At 63.6% G+C, this 22,511-nt stretch carries 18 protein-coding genes; 4 read left to right on the forward strand and 14 right to left on the reverse strand.

The window, feature by feature from the left end; translation table 11 throughout:
- Window positions 1-14 precede the first annotated feature (14 nt).
- The gene (locus tag BLU37_RS07890; protein ID WP_090203791.1) at window positions 15-1,310 is read left to right on the forward strand and encodes a PAAR domain-containing protein; all 1,296 of its coding nucleotides are present in this window, start codon (window positions 15-17) and stop codon (window positions 1,308-1,310) included.
- Entirely contained in the window at window positions 1,307-1,840 is a 534-nt protein-coding gene (locus tag BLU37_RS07895; protein WP_010447821.1) for a hypothetical protein, read from the forward strand. The genes BLU37_RS07890 and BLU37_RS07895 overlap by 4 nt, the downstream gene beginning before the upstream one ends.
- Before the next feature lie 7 nt (window positions 1,841-1,847).
- On the opposite strand, the gene BLU37_RS07900 is transcribed toward BLU37_RS07895, so the two are convergent.
- From BLU37_RS07900 to tssA, 14 genes are all read right to left on the reverse strand, one after another.
- Window positions 1,848-2,168 (reverse strand): hypothetical protein, encoded by a 321-nt coding sequence (locus BLU37_RS07900; RefSeq protein WP_232000478.1) that lies wholly within the window; start codon window positions 2,166-2,168, stop codon window positions 1,848-1,850.
- 109 nt (window positions 2,169-2,277) lie between these two features.
- Complete coding sequence (locus tag BLU37_RS07905; protein WP_090203797.1) at window positions 2,278-2,655, reverse strand: hypothetical protein; 378 nt, start codon at window positions 2,653-2,655, stop codon at window positions 2,278-2,280.
- Between the two features lie 81 nt (window positions 2,656-2,736).
- Entirely contained in the window at window positions 2,737-3,141 is a 405-nt protein-coding gene (locus BLU37_RS07910) for an immunity 22 family protein (RefSeq protein WP_090203801.1), read from the reverse strand.
- Window positions 3,142-7,587 carry an RHS repeat-associated core domain-containing protein gene (locus BLU37_RS07915; RefSeq protein ID WP_232000480.1) on the reverse strand — a complete coding sequence of 1,482 codons (4,446 nt, stop codon included), beginning with the start codon at window positions 7,585-7,587 and terminating at the stop codon, window positions 3,142-3,144. It abuts the gene before it with no gap.
- 3 nt (window positions 7,588-7,590) lie between these two features.
- On the reverse strand, window positions 7,591-8,016 hold the full coding sequence (locus BLU37_RS07920) for a DcrB-related protein (RefSeq protein ID WP_090203804.1): 426 nt from the start codon (window positions 8,014-8,016) through the stop codon (window positions 7,591-7,593).
- A 15-nt stretch (window positions 8,017-8,031) separates the two neighbouring features.
- Window positions 8,032-9,966 carry a type VI secretion system Vgr family protein gene (locus BLU37_RS07925; RefSeq protein WP_090203807.1) on the reverse strand — a complete coding sequence of 645 codons (1,935 nt, stop codon included), beginning with the start codon at window positions 9,964-9,966 and terminating at the stop codon, window positions 8,032-8,034.
- Between the two features lie 58 nt (window positions 9,967-10,024).
- Window positions 10,025-12,706, reverse strand: a complete 2,682-nt coding sequence (gene tssH / locus BLU37_RS07930) for a type VI secretion system ATPase TssH (protein ID WP_090203810.1) — start codon at window positions 12,704-12,706, stop codon at window positions 10,025-10,027.
- The gene (tssG, locus tag BLU37_RS07935; protein WP_010447840.1) at window positions 12,699-13,751 is read right to left on the reverse strand and encodes a type VI secretion system baseplate subunit TssG; all 1,053 of its coding nucleotides are present in this window, start codon (window positions 13,749-13,751) and stop codon (window positions 12,699-12,701) included. Before tssG ends, tssH begins: the two co-directional genes overlap by 8 nt.
- Window positions 13,715-15,574: a type VI secretion system baseplate subunit TssF gene (tssF, locus tag BLU37_RS07940; protein WP_090203814.1), complete on the reverse strand. Its 1,860-nt coding sequence runs from the start codon at window positions 15,572-15,574 to the stop codon at window positions 13,715-13,717. The genes tssG and tssF overlap by 37 nt, the downstream gene beginning before the upstream one ends.
- Window positions 15,571-16,095, reverse strand: a complete 525-nt coding sequence (tssE, locus tag BLU37_RS07945; RefSeq protein WP_010447845.1) for a type VI secretion system baseplate subunit TssE — start codon at window positions 16,093-16,095, stop codon at window positions 15,571-15,573. Before tssE ends, tssF begins: the two co-directional genes overlap by 4 nt.
- A 150-nt stretch (window positions 16,096-16,245) precedes the next feature.
- Window positions 16,246-16,734 (reverse strand): Hcp family type VI secretion system effector, encoded by a 489-nt coding sequence (locus tag BLU37_RS07950; RefSeq protein WP_010447846.1) that lies wholly within the window; start codon window positions 16,732-16,734, stop codon window positions 16,246-16,248.
- Between the two features lie 250 nt (window positions 16,735-16,984).
- The gene (gene tssC, locus BLU37_RS07955; RefSeq protein WP_010447848.1) at window positions 16,985-18,478 is read right to left on the reverse strand and encodes a type VI secretion system contractile sheath large subunit; all 1,494 of its coding nucleotides are present in this window, start codon (window positions 18,476-18,478) and stop codon (window positions 16,985-16,987) included.
- Between the two features lie 15 nt (window positions 18,479-18,493).
- The gene (gene tssB, locus BLU37_RS07960) at window positions 18,494-19,009 is read right to left on the reverse strand and encodes a type VI secretion system contractile sheath small subunit (protein ID WP_054058364.1); all 516 of its coding nucleotides are present in this window, start codon (window positions 19,007-19,009) and stop codon (window positions 18,494-18,496) included.
- Between the two features lie 81 nt (window positions 19,010-19,090).
- Window positions 19,091-20,116 carry a type VI secretion system protein TssA gene (gene tssA, locus BLU37_RS07965; RefSeq protein ID WP_172833094.1) on the reverse strand — a complete coding sequence of 342 codons (1,026 nt, stop codon included), beginning with the start codon at window positions 20,114-20,116 and terminating at the stop codon, window positions 19,091-19,093.
- Between the two features lie 393 nt (window positions 20,117-20,509).
- On the opposite strand from tssA, the gene tagH reads away from it, so the two are divergent.
- The gene (gene tagH, locus BLU37_RS07970; RefSeq protein WP_090203819.1) at window positions 20,510-21,952 is read left to right on the forward strand and encodes a type VI secretion system-associated FHA domain protein TagH; all 1,443 of its coding nucleotides are present in this window, start codon (window positions 20,510-20,512) and stop codon (window positions 21,950-21,952) included.
- Window positions 21,953-22,005: 53 nt separating this feature from the next.
- A complete protein-coding gene (tssJ, locus tag BLU37_RS07975; protein WP_010447855.1) occupies window positions 22,006-22,503 on the forward strand; it encodes a type VI secretion system lipoprotein TssJ in 498 nt (165 codons plus the stop codon).
- Window positions 22,504-22,511 lie beyond the last annotated feature (8 nt).

Consider the following 22,511-nt stretch of genomic DNA (forward strand, 5'->3'; position numbering starts at 1 on the left):
CGCTCCTCGACAGCATGGACATGTTGGCCGCTGCCCGTCTCGGTGATGAGATAGCCCACGGTTTCGGCGTGGCGGCGATGGTCGCCGGTGCCGTGGCCGGCGCCCTGATCGGTGCCGCAGTGGTGACGGCCACCGTGGCCACCGGCGGCGTGGCACTGGCGATCATGGCCGGTTCGATTGCCGCTGGCGGGCTGTCGATGTTCCAGATCGTCAAGGGCCTGAACACGATCTTCAACCTGCCCGAGCCGACGACCGGGACGTTGATACTCGGTAGCCAGAATGTCTTCATCAACAGTCGCAACGCCATGCGTGCCGGTGTCGACGCGGCGGACTCCTGCTCGGGGCTGCCGCTGAACCATCCGTACTGGCCGTTCAACGTCGAGATCGCCGAAGGCAGCGCTACGGTCTACATCAACGGCCAGCCGGCGGCACGCCTGAAGAGCAAGATGAGCTGTGGCGCGCACATCAAGACCGGTAGCCCGAATACTTTCATCGGCGGGCCGACGGTAGCCGTGGCGTTCGTCCTCGATATCGAGGGCTGGCTGCACACCGGCCTTGAAGCCCTGGGCCTGGCGGCGCTCGGTGGGGCGGCGATACTGGCGGCGATGACCGGGCTCGCGGCCCTGGGTGGCTTCGTCGTGATTGGCGGCGCGATGATGGGCGGTATGGAACTGCTTGGCCAATTGGGCGATCGCCTGGGGCCGGGCTACCGCGATCTGTTGCAGGGTGTCGCCGGCATGGCGTTGCTCGGCATGGGGCCGAAGATGGCCCGTCTGGGCGAGGCGCCCGTGCCGCGCGCGGCGGTGTACAAGGCCGGCATGACCGAAGCCGATATCATGGCGATCCCCAAGGGCAGTCGACCACCACCGAGTGATTATCTCGAGGGTTCGTACATCGACAAACACCTGCAGACCTTCAAGGACGAGGGTGGCGGCTTTCTGTTCACCGCCGATGACATCTCCAACCCCAAGTACGGCTCGTTCAACCCGAACAAGTTCGTCATGGCAAAATCCGACCTCAATGGTGTGGTGGCCGAGTACCAGAAGGCCGGCGATGTCTCGGTGCTGGAGTCGGCTCTGGGTTACGATCCCGGATCACTGGTGGGCAAGGATATCTATATGGTGAGCCTGGACAATCCCAAGGTGCTGATGCCCACCGGCAACGAGGGCGGCGTCAACTCGCTCTGGCGCCCTGGCGGCCTGACCCATCCGGGCGGCATGCGCGAGGCGGTGCTGGACAATGTGCCGATTTCCCACGGTAACGACGTCAATGTGCTGATGTCGACCCACGATGTAGTGAAAATCCAATGAACAACCCGCTCGACAACGTACTGCAACTGGCCCTGGCCAACGACGAACTGGACAAGTTCCTGGTCGGCGAGCCGTTCTACTTCCTTGAGGCCAAGGTCGACAACGACGAGCCGCAGAACGTGGTGGCAGCCTTTGACCAATTGGTCCTGCCGTACTGGCGCCAGACCCACGATGCGAGCTTGCCGACGCGTTTCGTCGCGGCCCTGCTGACCCTTCTGGCGACCTATCCGGATCGCAACCGGGCGATCTACATCGCCCAGGACTGGGTCTGGTACTACCGTTTCTGCCAGGACAAGCAGCGCAAGCAGCCGCAGGGCCCTTATGGTGATCTGTTCGACATCGACCTGGGCAGCGTGGCCGTGGCGCTCAAGCGCCAGCTGGAAAGCCGCAAGGCCGACCTGCAGGCTGACACCCGCTGGGCGGGCGCGGCCTGGAACAGCCCGGATGGCATGTGGACGCCGCTGATGCGTTCGGCGCTGATGGTGCGGGACAAGCTGGGCGGGCCGGACTTCGTTCCGGCCAATGCCTGAGCCTGTCTCAGGCGGTCATGGCCTGTGCGGGGTTGCCGGCGTCCTTGAGCAGGGCGTCGACCTGCTTCAGCTGATTGAGCAGGGCGCCGACGTTGCCGGCATTGATCAGCGTGCCCTGGGCGAACGCCTTGTTCAACGGGACCATGGCGCTGGACACCGCATGGTTGGCCTCGGCTTCCTGCAGGTTTTCCTGAAGTTGCCTGAGCATGTCCCTGAGCAGGGGATCATCCAGGGATAGCGGGGCGCCCAGGTCATGCTTCTTCAGCGTGCTGACCAGCAACCCCAGCGCTACGCTGGCCCGCATCAACGCTCTTTCTCGTGCATCCATTCGCCATCTCCCATGTTGACGATCCTGCTGAAGACTCAAGAATAGACCACGATTGTGACCAAGCCGCAAAGAGAACATCGAGACGCAAGGTCGCACCCGCCTATCGACGTTATCGCCCCACGACCGGGTAGTGTTTGATGCGGCATGGATGGCTGTTGCCATCGCCCTTGCACATGCCATCGAGGTAACGGTAGTCGACCTTTACCGACTGCCCTTTTGTCGGCCAGCGTTTGCGTGGGAGGGTGGTTTGGTAGTCGGGCGTTTCCGGGGTGAAGGTGATGCTCGAGCCCACCTCCGGACATTCGACCGTTGTCGATTGCGGGCTGGCTTTCAGGACCTGGGCCTGTAGTTGTGGATAGGGTTGCTTAACCACCTCGGTAACGCGCAGGTCCAGGCGGCAGATCTGCCAGGTTGCCGCTTGTGCGGGGATGCACAGCACAGAAAGCGCCAGGGCTATCAGTATAGGGAGCGTTACCTGGTTTTTCATGTTTATGCCGCGCCTGAGTGGGGTCTCGGTTGCTGCCAATGCGCCTGGGCAGGGTATGTCGGGTTGATCTTCGGGGGTAACTCAATCACCCTGGAACAGGCCGATGTACTTCAATCCGTTATAGCTGTCCTTGATGGGTTCTTTGAGCACAAGCTCTGCATCCTGATACCAGAAGATTGCATTGGCCTTCTTGATTCCCAAGGCAGCGCAACGAGATTTGACCAGGGGTAATTCGTCCTGGTCCACAGAGGATTCGATCAGGATTTCATCCAGAGAAACTTCCTGCTCGTTACGAGGAATGATGCCAATGAAGTCCTCGTCATACCAACGGGTGCCGATGTCCTTGCAGAAACCGCAGAGCTTATAGTTTGGGTCGTCAAAATTTCCTTCGACAGAGTAGTCCAGCGCGAAGTAACTCATGTATTCCTCTTCCGAGGAAAAGTTACTGCCTATCCATACGTGAACATGATTGTTTTCATTTGACATTTATAAGCACCTACTTAATTTCATATGGTTTCTATGATGTCGTGCAATGATCATCTTGGCTTCCCTTTTGCTGGCGGCCGTTTCCAAGTCTGCAATCAGCTTGTTATGGAAGTGTCTACCAGCACTGCTTCCGTGATGTGCTCCATCTGGAACAGGCCTGCCTTTTGAGTCCGTGACGTTAGTAAAGGTAATCCTCTTCGTTTCAACAACATATTTTTTCAGCTCTTGAGCGGTAAAGCCGAGTTCCTTGGCTTTGGCCGCAAGGGAAACCGGGAACATCTCATGCATATTCCCTGATCCACGCAAGGCGGCACTTACCGACTCTTTGTTGCTGCTGATATCTTTAATAGATGCCGTATTGAACCAGTCATCAAATTTCCCATAAGCCCAGGGCGCCCATCCTAGTGGGTCTGACCAGGCCAACGGGTTCGGAGCGTATTGATAAAGATTGAAACCACCCAGCAGTCCAATCGGATCCGGTGTGGTGAACCGTCCGATGTCCGGGTCGTAAAAGCGGAACGTGTTGTAGTGCAGCCCTGTCTCCCGGTCCAGATACTGACCCTGAAACCGCAGGTTCTGCTCCTCGATGTAGTAAGGTTCGCGTACTTCCTCCAGGGTATTACCCCAGACCTTGTAGCGCGCCTGCCACAGCGTATGGCCGTCGCTTTCCGTCAGTTGTTCCGGCAGGCCGTTGATGTCGTTGTGGTAGTAGCGCACCTTCTGTAGCGCGCCCAGGCCGTCGACCCGGGCTATCGGCTCGTAACCTCCAGCATAAAGGTACAGGCTGGTCTGGCTATGGCGATGCTCCTGCAAAAGTCGCAGCCCATCCCAGGTAAAGCGCGTTTCGCCCAGGGGATAGCCGTTGCTGTCCTGCTCGGTCTTCTCGATACGCCGTCCCAATGGGTCGTAGCGCATGCGCACCACGGTCTCACGGGCGCCTTCCTGATTGTGGACTTCGATCAGCCGGTGCTCGGCGTCATAGCTGAAGCGCTGCACCCGCCGACTGCCGCTGCGTTTTTCGATCATCCGGCCGAAGGCGTCGTAGCGGTAGCGCTTGTCCTGGTAGGTCAGCAGTTTGTTATGCACCACCAACCCCGCACTGGCCGCCGGGCCGTCGAGCAGGTTGGCGGCGGCGTCGTAGGCGAAGGTCTCGTTCTGGCCCTGGACGTTGTCCTGGCTGGCGATGATCCGTCCCGTGGCGTCGTAGTGCAGCAGTTGGCGCTGGTCGCCACGGGGCTGCTGGTCGAGGCGGCCGATCAGGTTGTCGGCCGGGTCGTAGTCGAAGTGTTTCTGTACCGGGGCCGGCAGTGCCGTAGGCGGACCGGCGGGGCGGCGCAGGCGTGAGCGCAGGCGGCCGCTGCGGTCGTAGTCGCTGCGGGTGCTGAGCTGGCCCTGGGTGCGCAGGACCTCGCGGTGCAGGCGGTCGCGCTCGAAGTCGCTGATCACCTGGCCGTCGAGGTTGAGCTGATGCAGGTGGCCGCTGCCGTAATACAGGCGATTGATCCAGCGCCCGTCCGGCAGTTGCGTCTGCTGCAGGTTGCCCAGTTCGTCGTAGTGATGTTGCAGGCTGCCCGCCGCGCTCTGTTCTTCCAGCAACTGGCCGAGGGCGTCGTAGGCAAAGCCCAGGCTCTGGACCTGTCCGGCATTGTCGGTGAAGGTCACGGCGGTCAGTTGATCGACCGGGTCGTAGCTGTACTCGGTGCGGCCATCGTCGGTGACCTTGGCGACCAGACGGCCGACTGCATCGCGTTCCAACCGGTGGACGATGGGCTTGATCGGCTCGTTCGGTACCGCTGCCAGTCCATGGCCGAACGGGGCCGGCACGTACTCCAGGCGGGTGACGTCATCCAGCCCGTCGTAGGTATAGCGCCGGGCGCTGCCGTCGAGGTCCTGCTGTTCCACCAGGCGGTCGCCGGCATCCCAGAGGAAGCGGTAGCTCTCGCCGTTCTCGTTGGTCAGCGCTTGCAGGCGGCCATAGGCGTCATAGCTGAATTGCACCTGGCGGCCGACGGCATCGATACGCTGGCGCACCTGGCCGCGGCGGTCGTACTGGTAGGCGGTGGTATGGCCGGCCGGGTCGACATGCCCGGTCAGTTGGCCGCTGCTGTCGCGTTGATACTGTTCGACACGGCCGTCTGCCAGGGTGGTCTGCAACAGGTTGCCCTGGGCATCATGCTGGTAGGTAGTGCGTTCGCCGAGGGCATCGGTGACCACTTGCAGGTACCCGCGCCGGTCGTAACTGAAGCGGGTCGGGTAGCCGGAGCAGTCGACGTGCTCGATCAGTTGCCCGAAATTGTTCCACTGCAAGGTCTTGTGCTTGCCGCTGGCGTCGATGATCTGCACCACCTGGCCACGTGCGTCGTAGCGGTACTGGGTGACCTGGCCCAGCGGGTCGGTCTCGTGGGTGCAGTTGCCGCGCGGGTCGTAACGGTATTGCCAGTTGTGGCCGGCGCTGTCGGTTTCCACCAGTGGCAAGGCCCAATGTTCCAGCCAGACAGTCGACTCGCTGCGCCCCAGCGGGTCGAGGCTGTCGCTGAGGTTGCCGGCCTCGTCGTAGCTGTAGCGGTACTGCCCGCCCTGGGGATCGATGGCGCCGAGCAACTGGCGCTCGTCGTTCCATTCGAACTGCCAGGTCTGGCCGAGGTTGTCGGTGTATTCGGTGATCTGGTGCTGCGGGTTCCAGCGTCGCGTGCTGACCCGGCGCAGGCCATCGGTGATCCGCGTGGTGCCGTTGTCCAGGTCGTAGTCGAAGCGATATTCGTCGCCCTCGTCGGTCCAGTGACGAATCACCCGCCATTCGCGGTTGCCGACCTCGGCCCACTGGTAGAAACAGCGCAGGCCGGTGGGCAACTGGTGCTCGACCATCCGTCGCTGTGCGTCATAGGCGAAGCGGCGCTGGACCTGGCCGAGGGCATCGCGTACTTCGGCCAGGTCACCGCCGTGGTCGTAGGCGTAGCTGACCAGCACCTCGCGCTGGTGATCGGGATACAGGCGCTCGATCTGGGCGATCCGTCGCGGCCATTGCGGGCTGTAGATCAGTTCCACCTGGACCTGATCGAAGGTATCGCGCAGCCGCACCAGTTTTCCCGAGTCGTCGTAGTCGAGATAGATCCGGTTGTCGTTGCGATCGCCCCACTGGCTCAGGCGCAGATGGGCAGGATTGATCAGGGTCGGCTCGAACAGACGGTACAGGCCGTCATCGCTCTCGATCAGTAGTTGGCCGTTGCCGTGGCGGCGCACTGCCAGACCTTCGCCGGCGCTGAATACCGCGCCGCCGAGGGGGATCGAGCCCATGTCGATCCGCCGTGCCTGTTCGTCGGTGTAGATCAGCCGCTCGCCACCCTCGGGATGGGGCTCGATCTGTACACAGGTTTCATAGGGGACGCTCCAGCCGCTGCCGAGCAGGCTGTCGTGGCGCTCGTCACGGCTGTTGTAGAAACGCTGCCAGTCGATGGGCAGGATACCGGGCAGGACGAAGTCCAGTTCGTCCTCGCCGCCCAGTATCTTGGCGCCGGTGGCAGCGTGCACCGGGTTGGGGGAGCCGGCGATGGCCTGGGTCAGGGCGCCGGTGGCCTGGCTGACTACGAACGAGTTGACGCCCGAGAGCAGCATGCACGGCAGGTTGCTCATGAACTTGCCCTTGCCGCCCTTGAGCATCATCAACACCGTGATCGCCAGGCCGATGCCGGGCGTCTTGCCGCTGCGGATCTCGCGTACCACCACCGAATTGCCGCCGATGGTCACGTTCGAGGAGACCATGCCGGAGGACACCACCTTGCCGTCGCAGGTGCTGCGGTCGCCGCTGCGCACCGCCGGTTGGCCGTTGATGCTGACCTTTTCCGAGCCCTCGGCGAGAAACTGTTGTGGCATCGGCGAGTGTTTGGTACAGGTCACCAGATCCAGCGGCTTGGGTTGCGTGCCGGGAGCCGGGTTGGCAACCGTGGGTCGCCACATCTGGGAGAAGAACCCCTTGGCCATGTCGAGGAAGCCGGGGCCTTCCTCTTCCGCAGGCGCTTCTTCAGGTGTATTGGCGGCCTCGCTGTCGGGCACGCCGCCAGCCGGCGCCGGCGGTGGCGCGGTACCGGCGGCGCGTGCCGCGGGAATCGAGTTGGTCAGGGTATTTTTGGAGCCGGTCTGGATGGTCGCCTGCACCGTGGGCGGGAACAGCGCGTTGCCGATTCCCTCGCACATGTCGCTCAGGCCCTTGTCGGCGCCGGTCTTGCTCATGACCACGCCGACGATCACCCCGACCACCGCACCCAGTACGCAGGCGCCAAGGCCACCCGTGGCGACCGTGATGCCGGTCGCAGCGACCACCGCTGCTGTCGCCAGTGCACCGATGGCGACGTTGGCCGCCACCTCCAGCACGCCGCCGAGGATGTCGGCCATCACCGCAGTGTGTTCCAGCCCATCTCCCAGGCGGGCGGCCCAAAGCGCGTCGGACATGACTCAGGCCAGTGCCAGGCTGTGCTTGATCGTGGCCCAGTGGGCGGCTTCGGCATCACCCAGCGGTTGCGCCTTGACGTAGCTCAGAGCGGTCATCTTGCGCGTGCCGGGCAGGACGAAGGCCAGCTGGAACTGATAGACCTTGTCCGCGCCCTTGCTGTACTGGCTGTGCGACTCGATGGCATCGAGGGATTGGTCCGCGCCCAGGCGTATGTCCTGGCGTGGCTGGTAGCGCAGTTCCTGAACCTGCTGTTCGAGGCGCTTGAGCTGGCTGTCGAAGTTGCTGCGCAAGTCTTCGCCGTCGCCCAGCTGGCTGCGGCTGATGATCAGCGACGTGCCCAGTTCGGGGAACTTGAGGATGTTGATCGAGGCATCGAGCAGCTCGCTGTCGGGCAACTGGAACTGGAATTCGTTGAGGCGATAGGTCATGGCGTGAAGTCCTTTTTACTTGGGCTTGGGAAAGGCCGACGCCACCTTGGCGTCGATGGTGCCTTTCACACCGTCGCCTTGCGGGGCGGCGTCGGGGCCTTTGCCATTGTTGAGGTGCAGGACGCCGCCAGTATTGAACTGCGCGTCACCGCTGGCGTGGAAGCTGATCTGTACGCCGCACAGGTTGATCTGGCCACTGGCATTGAGTTCCAGCACGCTGGCGCCGCAGACCAGCCGCAGATTTTCGCCGACCTCGATCAGGTAGCTCTGGCTGATACTGTCGGTCTTGCTCTGGCCGACGGTGAGCACGTCCTGGTGCTGGACGATGCGCACCCGGTTGTTGCCGATCAGCACGGTTTCGTCGCGGCCGATGCTCTTGTTGCGGTTGTGGCCCACCGAATGGCTTTCGTCGACCTCGACCACGATGTCCTGGTTGCGCTCGGCGTGGATATACAGCTGCTCGGCGCCCTTCTTGTCCTCCATGCGGATTTCGTTGAAGTTGGCTGGGCTGCCGCCCTTGCTCGACCGGCTCTTCATGCCGCTCTGGGTGGCATTGGCGGGCAGGTCGTAGGGCACCGTCTGTTCGGCGTTGTAGACCCGGCCGGTGATGATCGGCCGGTCGGGGTCGCCTTCGAGGAAGCTGACGATGACTTCCTGGCCGATTCGCGGGATCTGCATCGAGCCCCAGTTCTTGCCGGCCCAGGCCTGTGACACACGGATCCAGCAGGAGCTGTTTTCATTGGACTGGTCGTGGCGGTCCCAGTGAAAGTGCACCTTGACCCGACCGAACTGGTCGGTCCAGATCTCCTCGCCAGCGGGGCCGACCACTACTGCCGTCTGCGGGCCGCGAACGATGGGCCGGGTGGTGTTGGCCAGCGGGCGGAAACTCTGCTGGGCGTCGATGCAGGTCAGGCTGCTCTCGAACTGCGAGCCGGCGCTGCCGGTACCGGACTCCAGGCTTTCCTGGGCGATGTAGTAGCGCGCGGCGACGATCAGGTATTCGCGGTTCTGGTCCTGGCGGCCGAAGCCGGTCAGGCTGAACAGGTTGCCGGCGCCGATGCCACGGGCATTGCCGTTGAGCTGCACGCGCTCGTGCAGGCTCTGGATCGCTTCGATGCGGGTGCGCGCGTAGTGCTCGCCGTCCTGGCTCTGCACGTAGCTGCCGGGGTAGTCGTACAGCGGATAGTCGCCGGCGCTGTGTGGGCGCGGCATGGTCGAGCGCACGTCGATGCGTGCGCTGGGGCGCTGGAAGTCGTAGTCGTTGAGCTCCAGGGAGCCGGGCTGGACTTCCTGGGCCAGTTGCCAGCCGTTGAGGTGGTCGCGTTCGCGGTGCTGGCCGTCCGGTGGGTAGTAGGGAATCGACTCATAGCCGGGCGCCGGGTGGTGGGCACCGTAGGCGTCGGCCAGGACCAGCACGTGGCGGTCCTTTTCATGGCGGAAATAGTAGTAGATGCCTTCCTGTTCCATCAGCCGGCTGACGAAGTCGAAGCTGCTTTCGCGGTACTGCACGCAGTATTCCCACTCGCGGTAGGGCTGGCTGAGCACGTCTTCGAAGTCGGAGAAACCGAGGTCGCGGAACACCTGCTTGATGATCTGCGGGATGGTCATGTGCTGGAAGATGCGACAGTCGGAGGTGCGGGTCAGCAGCCAGAGCCAGGGGCGCAGGGTCACCTGGTAGCTGGCGAACTGGCCGGTGTCGACGTTCTGGCTGCAGCGCGCGACGATGCCGTGGAAATAGCGGCTGGCCCCGCCCTGCAATTGCAGGGAGAGGCTCATGGGCTTGCCCAGCAGCTGGTTCAGGTCGAGGGCACCGTCGGTGGAGGTCAGGTGCAATTCGTATTCGAACGGCCGCCCCAGTTCCTCGCCGCCGCCCATGTCCTTGAGCAGCAGCACATCCGGCCCGAGAGGGCTGTGGACCTGGGCCAGGCGGGTGGCTTGTGTGAATAGCATCGGTTATCTCTGGGCTCTGTGTGGTTCGGTCTGGCCGCAGCGCTGCGAAAGCGTCGGCTCAGACCTCCACGTCGCTGAACTGGTAGTGCAATTCGTTATCCCGCACGCTGATCCGCACCCCCGCCAGCGCCTTGCCTTCGAGCATGCGCGTGAGGAACTCGCGGCTCATGTCCGGCAGCAGGCTGTTGGTCAGGATTGCGTCGATCATCCGTCCGCCGCTTTCGGTTTCGGTGCAGCGCGAGACGATCAGGTCGACCACCTCGTCGTCGAAATCGAAGGCGACCTTGTGGGTGCTTTCCACGCGCTTCTTGATGCGGCCCAACTGCAGGCGGGTGATCGCCTTGAGCATGGTGTCGCTGAGCGGGTAGTACGGAATGGTCACCAGGCGCCCCAGCAGCGCTGGCGGGAAGATCTCCAGCAGCGGCTGGCGCAGGGCCTTGGCGATATCTTCCGGGTCGGGCACGTTGGTCGCGTCCTTGCACAGGTGCGAGATCAGCTCGGTGCCGGCATTGGTGGTAAGCAGGATCAGGGTGTTCTTGAAGTCGATCACCCGGCCTTCGCCGTCTTCCATCACGCCCTTGTCGAACACCTGGAAGAAGATTTCGTGCACGTCCGGGTGGGCCTTTTCCACCTCGTCCAGCAGCACCACGCTGTAGGGCTTGCGCCGTACCGCTTCGGTCAACACGCCGCCTTCGCCATAGCCGACGTAGCCCGGTGGGGCGCCCTTGAGGGTCGAGACAGTGTGGGCTTCCTGGAATTCGCTCATGTTGATGGTGATGACGTTCTGCTCGCCGCCGTACATGGCTTCGGCCAGGGCCAGCGCAGTTTCGGTCTTGCCCACGCCGGAGGTGCCGGCGAGCATGAACACGCCGATCGGCTTGCTCGGGTTGTCGAGGCCGGCGCGGGAGGTCTGGATGCGCTTGGCGATCATGCGCAGGGCGTGGTCCTGGCCGATGATGCGCTTGCTCAGGTGCTGGTCGAGGTTGAGCACGGTTTCCAGCTCGTTGCGGGCCATGCGGCCGACCGGGATACCGGTCCAGTCGGCGACCACCGAGGCCACCGCCTGGTAGTCCACGGTGGGCAGGATCAGCGGGCTTTCGCCCTGCAGGGCGCTGAGGCGCTGTTGCAGGTCGATCAGTTTTTCGCGCAGGGCGTGGCCCTGTTCGCCGCTGGCATCGCTGTCCACCACGCCGGTGCTTTCACGCAGTGCGGCGCGGGTGGCGAGCAGTTCGTCGACCAGGCTCTTTTCCTCGGCCCAGCGGCTTTCCAGCTCGGCCAGGCGTTCGCGCTCAGTGCCGAGCAGGTCCTCGCTGGTGCGCTTGCGGCTGCGGGTGTCGATCCCGATGGCATGCTCGCGGGCGATGATCTGCAATTCGGTTTCCAGCGCCTCGATGCGCCGACGGCTGTCGTCGACCTCGGCTGGCACCGCGTGCAGGCTGATGGCGACGCGGGCGCAGGCGGTGTCGAGCAGGCTGACTGACTTGTCCGGCAGTTGCCGCGCCGGGATGTAGCGGTGGGACAGCTTGACCGAGGCCTCCAGGGCTTCGTCGAGGATCTGCACCTGGTGGTGCTTCTCCATGGTCGAGGCGACGCCGCGCATCATCAGCAGGGCCTTGTCTTCCGACGGCTCGGCGACCTGCACCACCTGGAAGCGGCGGGTCAGGGCCGGGTCTTTCTCGATGTGTTTCTTGTACTCGGCCCAGGTGGTCGCGGCCACCGTGCGCAGGGTGCCACGGGCCAGGGCCGGCTTGAGCAGGTTGGCCGCATCGCCGGTACCGGCGGCGCCACCGGCACCGACCAGGGTGTGGGCTTCGTCGATGAACAGGATGATCGGCTTGGGCGAGGCCTGGACATCCTCGATGACCTGACGCAGACGCTGTTCGAACTCGCCCTTCATGCTCGCGCCGGCCTGCAGCAGGCCGACGTCGAGGCTGCGCAGTTCGACATCCTTGAGCGAAGGCGGTACGTCGCCGGCGACGATGCGCAGGGCGAAGCCCTCGACCACCGCAGTCTTGCCGACCCCGGCTTCGCCAGTGAGGATCGGGTTGTTCTGGCGACGGCGCATGAGAATGTCCACCAGTTGGCGGATTTCCTCGTCACGGCCGACGATCGGGTCGAGCTTGCCGCTGCGGGCCTGCTCGGTCAGGTCGACGGTGAAGCGCTTGAGTGCTTCCTGCTTGCCCATGGCGCTCGGCGCGATGGCACCGCTGGCTTCGCCCGGCACCGCACCGGCATTGAAGCCGTCGCTGGCGCCCAGGTTGTTTTCCGGCGAGTCGCCGACGTACTCGTCGAAGCGCTCGCTCAAGGCCTCGGCCTTGATCTTGTCGAACTCCGATGACAGCCCCAGCAGCGCATGACGCAGACTCGGGGTCTTGAGGATGCCGAGCACCAGGTAGCCGGTACGTACCTGGCTTTCGCCGAACATCAGGCTGCCATAGACCCAGCCACGTTCCACCGCTTCCTCGACATGGGAGGACAGGTCGGTGATCGAGGTCGAACCACGCGGCAGGCGGTCGAGTGCTTCGGTCAGGTCACGGGCCAGGCGCGCCGGCTCGATATTGAACTGGCGCACCAGGCGGTGCAGGTCCGAGTCCTGCAACTGCAGCAACTGGTGGAACCAGTGGGCGAGTTCCACATACGGATTGCCCCGCAGCTTGCAGAACACCGTGGCGGCTTCGATAGCCTTGTAGGCGACGCTGTTGAGTTTGCCGAACAGCGCGGCGCGACTGATTTCACCCATGCTCTGTGCTCCTTGAGTGGGGGGCTGGTGTGGCGTGTTCGGCGTAATGCCGTGCCAGGATCAGGTCCCTGGCGTCTTCTTTGGGTTGGCCGACCCAGGTGTTGAAGCCCAGGCGGAACTGACCGTTGAGTTGCAATCGGGGGACTTCGGGCTGTTCCAGAACCAGGTTGAGGTCCCAGTCCAGCTCGTGCCCCAGGTATTCGGCGACCCAGGCCACCAGATGGCGGAACGGTTCGCCATCGGGCAGCAGGCCCATGTATTCGTCGAGTTTCAGCGGGCCGAAGCGGATGCGGAACTTGTGCTGGCGGTCCCACACATGGCGCCCCAGGCAGAAGTCCACGCCCAGTTGGCTGGCGTTGACGCCGAGGCGGCTGCGCTCCGGCAACTCCAGCCACTGGCCGACGTATTCCTCGATCTCCACCGGCAGGCCGAAGTATTCGCTGAGAATCGCCTTCAAGCCGTCCGGGTAGCGGGTCTGCGCGGCAAGGTGGCCGCTGAAGTGCAGCTTGGCGGTGGCCGGGATCAGACCCTGTTTGAGCAGGCTGGGCATGCCTCGGCCACTGAAGGCGGCCAGGCGTTCGGACCAGTAGTCGTCATCCGGGCGGTCGTGGCTGACGGTCGGCCGCGCCTCGGCCCAGGCCCGGTAGAACAGGCTCAGCAGGCGATGGTGGAACACATCGAGAAAACGCTTGCTGGTGCTGTCGGCGTTGTTGCGCTGGCGCTCGCGTATGTACTCGGTGAGGTGCAGCGGCAGCGGCCCGTTGGGCCCGCCGAGGCCGAAGAAGAACTGCTCCAGGCGCGCTGGCGCAGTGTCGCTGGCTGGCGTCATCGACGCCAGGGTGGCCGGGGCAAATGCACAGTCCAGTTGCTGACCGAGGCGCAACGGGTCGTCCGCCAGGCGTTGCGAATGGCCAAAACGCGGCAGGTGCGGCGATTCGCACTCGATACGCCGCAACGCCTGGAAGAAATCGTATTCCCAGGGCTCGGATTGCATCGCCGTGAGCGTGCTCACAGGGTCGGACGGCGTCCGGGCTTGGCTTTCCATCGCATGATCTCGCCGCGTTCGGTGGTACGGATCACCGTCTCGGTAAAACTGTTGATCGACACGTAACGTGCCAGGAAGCGTTCGAACACCGCGCCGAGGAGGAACACCCCGGTGCCGCGGAACGCGTTCTCGTCGAATTCCAGAGTGATCTCCAGGCCACGGCCGAAGACGATCGGCCCGGGCATCGGCAGCCGCCGGGTACAGGCCTTGCTGCTGACTTCGCGCAGGCCCTCGATCTGCAACTGCAGGGCGGCATCGTTGCTTTCGCCGTACAGCCGCAGCAGCTCGCGCAGGGCGGCGGCGCCCTGGCCGGCTTCGCTCAGCGACAGGTAGTTCAGCGACAGCTGGCTGATCAGGCGCCAGGCCTTGTTGTCATGGGCGTGGCTGGCCCGTGGCCGGCTCGGTCCGGCCAGGCAGCGCACTGCCGAGACCGGGGCGCTGTCGGCCAGGGTGAAGTCGCTCTTGCCGCTGCCGACGTTCATGAACAGCGGCAGGTCGCGGTTGGTACACAGCGCGCTGACGCCCAGTTGGCGCAGGTCGTGGCGGTAGGGCGCCTGTTGGCTGTCGACCAGGCTGACGAAGGTCTCGCTGCCGATGTAGGTCGAGCGGGTGCCCTTGCGCCGCTGTTCGCTGGACAGCACCCGCGGCTCGCGGCGCAGGATGTAATAGGCCTGGTCACGACCATAGCGCGACGGGTCGCGCACGGCATAGAAAGGCAGGAACGGCTGGTCGGCGCCAGTGCCGTGGCCGGTGAGGCCGGTCAGCGAGTGGACCTCGAAATCCATCGGCCGGGTCCGGTCGGCGATCACATGGTGCTCGTTGACCCGTTCGGACAGGTGGATGCGGTCCAGGCGCCGGGGAAACAGGTTGATCGCCGGGGTACAGAACGGCACGAACTGCGCGGCGCTGACGCTGCCTTCCAGACTCGGGTCGAAACGCTCGAACAGCACGATCAGCTCCAGCTCCTGGCCGCTGCAGCGCTTCACGGCACGACTCAGTCCGGCGACATCGACGAACAGGTAGCGCTGCGGCAGGGCGAAGTATTCCTGCAGCAACCGATAGCCCTGGAAAGCCTGGGCCACCACCGGCATTGCCGCTTCGCGGTCGTCGAAGCCGCAGGCACGCAGGGCGTCTTGCGGCAGGCGCTCGACCCAGTCGCCGCCCGGTGCCCGGGCGAACACCGCGCAGGCATTGCCCAGCAGTTGTTCATAGAGGCGGAACGGTTGCTCGTCGGCACCGTTGAGGTACAGCGGCAGGTTGTCCAGTTCGAGGTTGGCGAATGGCAGCTCGGCGCCGGTGCGCAAGGTCAGGCGCAGGCCGGCCTTGGCTTTCGGCTCGCTGGCGGCCAGGCGGCCCAGCACTGCTGCCGGATTGCCGAAGTACTCGGCCTGGCTGACCTGCAAGGGCCACAAGGTCACGGCATGGGCGGTGCGGTATTCGCAGGAGGTCTGGGTGTCCTTGCCGAGTGTTGCGCGCAACACGCTGTCGCGCGGCAGGGTGAAGCCGCTGGCCAGCGAACCCTCGTCGGGGTCGGTCTGCAACTGCACCACGGTCATCGACGGGGTCGGTGCCAGGTAGTGCGGGTAGGCGATTTCCAGCAGGTTGTGGGTGAAGGTCGGGTACTCGGCGTCGAGCTTGAGCTGCACGCGTGCGGTGAGGTAGGCAAAGCCTTCCAGCAGGCGCTCGACATACGGGTCGGCGCAGTCGACTCCAGACAGCGACAGGCGCCCGGCGATCTTCGGGTATTCCTTGGCGAACTCGGCGGCGCTTTCGCGCACGTGCTGCAGTTCCTGATTGTAGAGGTCGAGCAGGCGCGGGTTCATGAACGTCTCCGTTGCTCGGCAGGGACCACGCGCACGTGGCCCGATTCCAGGTCGAGGTCGGTGCGTAGCAACAAGGGCAGTGGTGCCGGCAAGGCCCACAGGTCGCCCTCGATCTCGAAGCTCAAGGCGTTGTGGTTCATCTCGCCATAGGCGACCTGGGCGCGCACTCGCAGGCTGCTGGCCAGGATGCGCGGCTCGAAGGTGGCGATAGCCTTGTGGATCAGGCTTTCCAGCGCCGGGATGTCGATGCTCGAAGCACTGTAGCCGGCCAATGCCGGCAGGCCGTAGTTGACCACCGAGGTACCGGCCGGCGTATGCAGCGTGTCATCGGCGTCGAGCAGCGAAGTGGTATTGAGCAGCCAGGTCAGGTCACGCAGGACCGAGGCCTTGAGCTGGTTCATCGACAACACGCGCTTGTCGGTGCCTTCCTGCTGATGCCCGGGCTCGTCGTCGGTCAGCCGATCGAGCAGCGACGGTTGCAGGCGTTCGCGCAGGGCGAAGTCGCTTGGCACGCTGCTCATCGTGCAACGTCACAGGGGCTGGACGCTGCGGTGCGGCAGCTCCACTGATCGGGAAACGAAGGCTTGGCCATGCTCGGACACCGGCAATGAATCGAATTCGGGGGGAGTAGCGCCCAGTGCCCCCGGCGCGATGCGTCGGGGGCACGAGGATCAACGCTTGGTGTTCGAGCGGATGTTCCAGCCGAACTTGACCGGGCCACCTTGCTTGGAGCCATCGGCTTTCTGCTCCTGATACTCGACCATTACCTGGGCGAAGTTCAGTGTGACGTTTTCGGTCAGGCGATCATCGCTACCCGAGCCGCCAGTGCTCAGGGAAGTGACCAGCACTTCTTCCAGATCGATCTTCATGTACTCGACCTGGCTTTCGCCGCCGGCCTTGCGCACCACCAGGGTGACCTTGTCGATGTGCTTGCCGCTGGCGCAGTGCATCATCAGGTTGGGCGAGGCCTTGTCGACGTACTTGGTCAGCGACAGGTCCTGGATGTTGACCTTGCCGGCGCCGCCGCCACCACCCATGTGCATGTTGCCGGACTGGGACATGCCCCAGCTCCAGTTCAGGACGTCGATCTCGTCCTTGTGGGCCTTGTCCTGGGACTCGCCCTTGATGTCGCCGATCTTGATGAAGATATCAACAGCCATGTTTTCTCCAGTGTGGTCTTCACCACGATGTTGTTAGCCAGGACCCGCCAGGTAGGTAGCGGATTCGCTGTTATCGCGGGTTACACGGTCCCTTGTAGGAGCCGGTTTGCTGGCGATCGGCCGCGAAACGGTCGTAAATCCGGTGTACGCGGTCCATCAGGCACAACGCGTCCAGCGGTTTTGCGAGTGCTGCGCACTCGATCGCCAGCAAGCCGGCTCCCACAGGGGGTGGCACCCACAAGGTTTGGGGTCAGGCGCCTTTCGCCGACGGCAGCTTCGACACCAGGCGCAACGACACGGTCAGGCCTTCGAGCTGGTAGTGCGGACGCAGGAAGAACTTGGAGGTGTAGTAGCCCGGGTTGCCTTCGACGTCCTCGACCACCACTTCCGCCGCCGCCAGCGGGTGCTGGGCCTTGGTGGTTTCGGTGGAGTGAGCCGGGTCGCCGTCGACATAGTTGAGGATCCAGTCCTGCAACCAGCGCTGCATTTCGTCCTTTTCCTTGAACGAACCGATCTTGTCGCGAACGATGCACTTCAGGTAGTGGGCGAAGCGGCAGGTGGCGAACAGGTACGGCAGGCGCGCGGCCAGGTTGGCGTTGGCGGTGGCGTCCGGATCGTCGTACTCGGCCGGTTTCTGCAGCGACTGGGCGCCGATGAACGCGGCGAAGTCGGTGTTCTTCTTGTGCAGCAGCGGCATGAAGCCGTTCTTCGCCAGTTCCGCTTCACGACGGTCGGAGATGGCGATCTCTGTCGGGCACTTCATGTCCACGCCGCCATCGTCGGTCGGGAAGGTGTGCGCCGGCAGGTCCTGGACCTCGCCGCCGGACTCGACGCCGCGAATCCGCGAGCACCAGCCGTAATGCTTGAACGAGCGGTTGATGTTCACCGCCATGGCGTAGGCCGCGTTGGCCCAGGTGTACTTGTTGCTGTCGGCGCCGTCGGTATCTTCTTCGAAGGCGAAGGCTTCCACCGGGTCGGTCTTGGCGCCGTACGGCAGGCGCGCCAGGAAGCGCGGCATGGTCAGGCCGATGTAGCGCGAGTCTTCCGATTCACGCAGCGAGCGCCAGCCGGCGTATTCCGGGGTGGTGAAGATCTTGGTCAGGTCGCGCGGGTTCGACAGTTCCTGCCACGAGCCCATGCCCATCACGGTCGGCGAAGCGGCGGAAATGAACGGCGCGTGCATCGCCGCGCAGACCTTGGACAGCTCGCCGAGCAACTCGACATCCGGTGGCGACTGGTCGAAGTAGTAGTCGCCGACCAGGCAGCCGTAAGGCTCGCCGCCGAACTGGCCGTATTCCTCTTCGTACATCTTCTTGAAGATCGGGCTCTGGTCCCAGGCCGTGCCCTTGAATTTCTTCAGGGTCTTGTGCAATTCCGGCTTGGCGATGTTCAGCACGCGAATCTTCAGTTGCTCATCGCTTTCGGTGTTGTTGACCAGGTAGTGCAGGCCACGCCAGGCGCTTTCCAACTGCTGGAAGTCCGGATGATGGATCACCTGGTTGACCTGGGCGGTGAGCTTGGCGTCGATGGCCGCGATGATCGATTCGATCGACTTGATGGCGTCGTTGGAGACCAGGTCGGTCTGTGCCAGAGCCTGTTCGGCGAGGGTCCGCACGGCGCCTTCGACGGCTTCGCGGGCCCGCTCGGTCTTGGGCTTGAATTCCTGCATGAGCAGGCTGGCGAACTCGCTCGGCTCGGTGCTGGTGCCGGATACAGGCTGATTGTCTTGCTGCAGCTGGGTCATGATCGTTCGTCCTGATTAAGCGCTGGGCTCGGAGTCCTGGGGCTTTGGCGCACTCGCCAGGGCCTGCAGCAATGCCGGGTCCTTGATCGCCTTCATGATGATTTCTTCGGCGCCGGTCTTGCCGTCCATGTAGGTCAGCAGGTTGGCCAACTGGGTCCGCGCTTCGAGCAGCTTGTTCAGGGAGTCGACCTTGCGCGCCACGGCGGCGGGGCTGAAGTCGTCCATGCTTTCGAAGGTGATATCCAGGCTCAGGTTGCCTTCACCGGTCAGTTCGTTCGGTACGTTGAACGCGACCCGTGGTTTCATGGCCTTGAGACGCGAGTCGAAGTTGTCGACGTCGATCTCCAGGAACTTGCGGTCGGCGACGGCGGCCAGCGGTTCGGCGGGCTTGCCGGCCAGGTCGGCCAGTACGCCCATCACGAAAGGCAACTGGACCTTTTTCTCGGCGCCGTAGAGTTCCACGTCGTACTCGATCTGGACCCGTGGCGCACGATTGCGCGCGATGAATTTCTGAGAACTTTGCTTCGCCACGTTGCTGCTCCTGGTCGCTGCTGCGACGGTGTAGGCGTCATCGGTATAGGCCGTTAACGTAACTGCGCGGGTCTGTCGGGCTTACTCGCCCTCGGGGCCCCGCAGATTTTCAAACTGGGACATGCCGTCGGGAATAAGGTTGCGTACGATCGCTTCGAAATCGGCGTGGACCAGATTCTTCGCCCGGTTCAACAACACCGGCAGCGGGCTCGAAGGCTCGTGGCGGGTGTAGTAGACGAGGATACGATCGAGGCTGCGCAGCACGTCGTCGCGGTTGCCGATCTCGCCGCTGGCCCGTGGTGCCGCGACTGCCGGGGCCTTTGCAGAGGCGTATCCGGCATCTTCGTCGCTGCTGTCGGAGCTGTCCGAGGCCGGGACGGAACCGCCCGGTGCGTATTCGGCGAGCACTTGCAGCGCGAGCTTGAGCGGCTGGCGCAAGGCGCTCAGGTCGACGCCCTGGGCCGAGCCGACCTGTTCGGAAACGTAGCTCTCGATGGCGTCGAGTGTCGTGCGGGCCTCGGTGATGGCGTTGCGCACGGCCTGCAGTTCATCCGGATCGGTGTCGCGCAGGGCGCCGCTCAGTTCGTCCGGGCTCAGGCTTTCGTCGGCGAAGCTCAACAGGCCGCTGGCGTTCAGCGCGGCCCGCAGGGTCACGGTACCGAAGGCGCGGGAGCGAGTCAGTACGCTTTCACGCAGCAGTCGCACGTTGGTCTCGCAGGCCAGCCCCGACAAGGCGTTGACCCGTACCGTGGGGTCGTTGTCGTCATCGGCGTCGAGCAGCGGATAGAGCTCGCCCCAGTATTGCTGGAGCAACTGATGAATCAGTTCGAGGGCATCGCGCAGGCCGCTGAAGCCTTCGAGGGCCAGGCTGCTTTGCGTCAGGAAATGGGTGATGCGCAGGTCTTTGCTGCGTTGCAGCAAAGCCGTGCTCGATTGCTCGATGACACGCCAGGCAGGCGGTTCGGCCGGCTGTATGGAATCGCCCATGCTGCGCTCGGGCTTGCCTTGGGCGTCGCGTTCCAATTGCAGGAATTGCGCGTCATATTCCAAGTCCTCGCCGCAGGGCGAGTTCGCGGAAACGGCGGCAAGCAACAAGGGCAGGTCCAGCAAGTTCGATCTCCTTATCGTCCGGCAGAGTGACAGGTACTTCCCGAGAAAGTTCCCTGAAGGAAAATTTCATAGTTTGGCTTGATATAGGCTCTTTGATATCAAGCGGCCACCATGTATAAACAGGAAGTTGTGCATTTTTGGTGTAGTACTTGGAGCTTGTCAAGGTAAGCTACTCAGCCTTTGTTACAGTTGTGACGGGTTCGGCAAGGCCGTCGACCACCGAGTCATGAGCGGTACGATTGTAAGAAATTTGTGGGTAGAATCCCCCAGTTTCGCCGAAATGTCTGAAAGTGATGGGTTTTATCCCAGGGCTCACAAGGCCCGGCCCGAGCTTGCTGCACGAGCATTGCAGCGGGCCGGCTGTGCGTGGAAGTACTGCAAGGAGGCGCAATGTCGCTGTGCTTGACTATTACTAGTTACCACAAGATTACCCCTGGCCAATGTCCCGAGAAGACCTTGGACAAGGGGGTGATGGCAATTGGCCGTAGTTCTGAGAATGACTGGGTGCTGCCCGATCCGGAGCGGCTGGTTTCTTCACGACATTGCGTTATCCAATACAAGGATGGTCGTTACTATCTGACCGATAACAGTACCAACGGCGTGGAACTGGTCAATGCCGGTATTCGTTTGCGCAGGGGCAACAGTGAGCCGTTGCAGGATGGCGAAGTTATCCGGATCGGTGAGTACGAAATCCGCGTGCGCATCGACTTCAATCTGCAGTGGGCCGATTCGCCGCTCTCCGGGGTGGACACCTCCAACAGTTTCGAGGCCTTGATGGGCCGTGCTGCCGCCCCGACGCCACCTCCTGTGAATCTTCCAGCGGCGCATTTTCAGGGCGGCTCGGCGATGGATACCTTGCCTGACCTGTTCGACTTCCTGGCCCCTGCGAGTGTGCCGCCGGCGGCCGTGCCGGATCATGTGCCGGCGCAGCAGCATGATTTCCGTCCGCCGACGCCGGTGATTGCGCCTGCGCCGGTCGTGGAGCCGATTCCGCCAATAGCCACGGCTGCGGTCGTTGCTCCCAGCGCGAACGTGATCCCGGAAGACTGGGACCTGTTCGGCGATACACCGAAAGCCCCCGTCAGCCAGCCTGCGCCGATCCCGGTGGTGATTCCCGAGATCGTTGCGCCGGCACCTTTGGCGATGGAACCTGTCCCAGCTCCAGCTCCAGCTCCAGCTCCAGTCGCCGTGCCTGAGCCCGTGCCGGCGCCGGTGCTCGCTCCGGTTGCGGGAGGCGACTCGCAGGCCAACCTGCTGCAAGCCTTTCTGCGTGGTGCCGGGCTCGACCAACTGCGCATCGACAGCGCCCAGGTGGAGGCGCAGATGGAAGCGGTCGGTCGCAGTTACCGGCTGATGGTCGAAGGTCTGATCGATGTCCTGCGTGCGCGCAGCAGCCTCAAGGGCGAGTTCCGCATGCAGCAGACAATGATCCGTCCGGTGGAAAACAACCCGCTCAAGTTCGCTCCGAATGCCGATGAGGCGTTGCTGCTCCTGCTGCGCCATGGCAATCAGGCGTTCATGGCGCCGGACCAGGCGGTGCGTGACAGTTTCGATGACCTGCGGGCGCACCAACTGGCGGTGATGGCCGGGGTGGAAGCGGCCATCAAGCATCTGCTCAAGCGTTTCGAACCGGCCGAACTGGAAGCCCGCATGAGCCGCCCCGGCGGCTTGTCGAACCTGTTCAGCGGCTCGCGCCAGGCCCAGTACTGGCAGCAGTTCACCGAGTTGTACTCGAAGATGTCCCGTGAGGCCGAGGACGACTTCCAGGACCTCTTCGGGCGCGAGTTCAGCCGGGCGTACGAGGAACACAGTGCCCGTCTGGGCAAGGGCTAGCACGGCAACACACGGATTTAACGGAAAGTTCAGACCGTCACTGAGGACGCAGGATGATTCACCGAGTTTTACTGGCCGCAGCCATGGCGCTGTTGCTCAACGCATGCAGCAAGGACGCAGCCGCCCCGGCGCCCGCCGACGAGCCCGCGGCCGATAGCGCCACCGCTGTCCTGAACTTTCATGCCATCTACGGCCTCAACCCCGGCGCCAATGGCGCGCCGGCGCCGGTCCGGGTGCGCATTTTCGAGCTTAAGAACACCGCCAACTTCAATCGTGCCGATTATTTCGCCCTGGCCGAACGGGCCCAGGCGACCCTCGGCGCCGACCTGATCGACCAGGACGAAGTGCTGGTCCAGCCTGGCGAGCAACTGAGCGTCGAACGCCCGCTCAATCCCGCGACCCGCCATGTCGGACTGGTGGTGGGCTATCGCGAGATCGACCAGGCGTTGTGGCGCAATGTGCTCAACGTGCCGCCTCGGCAGGTCACCGATTATCAGATCAGCCTCGATGTGCGCGCCGTGCGCAGCGCCGTCGAAGGCTCCGCCCCTTAGGCAAACGG

The sequence above is a fragment of the Pseudomonas asplenii genome (assembly GCF_900105475.1).
GTDB classification, from domain to species: domain Bacteria; phylum Pseudomonadota; class Gammaproteobacteria; order Pseudomonadales; family Pseudomonadaceae; genus Aquipseudomonas; species Aquipseudomonas asplenii.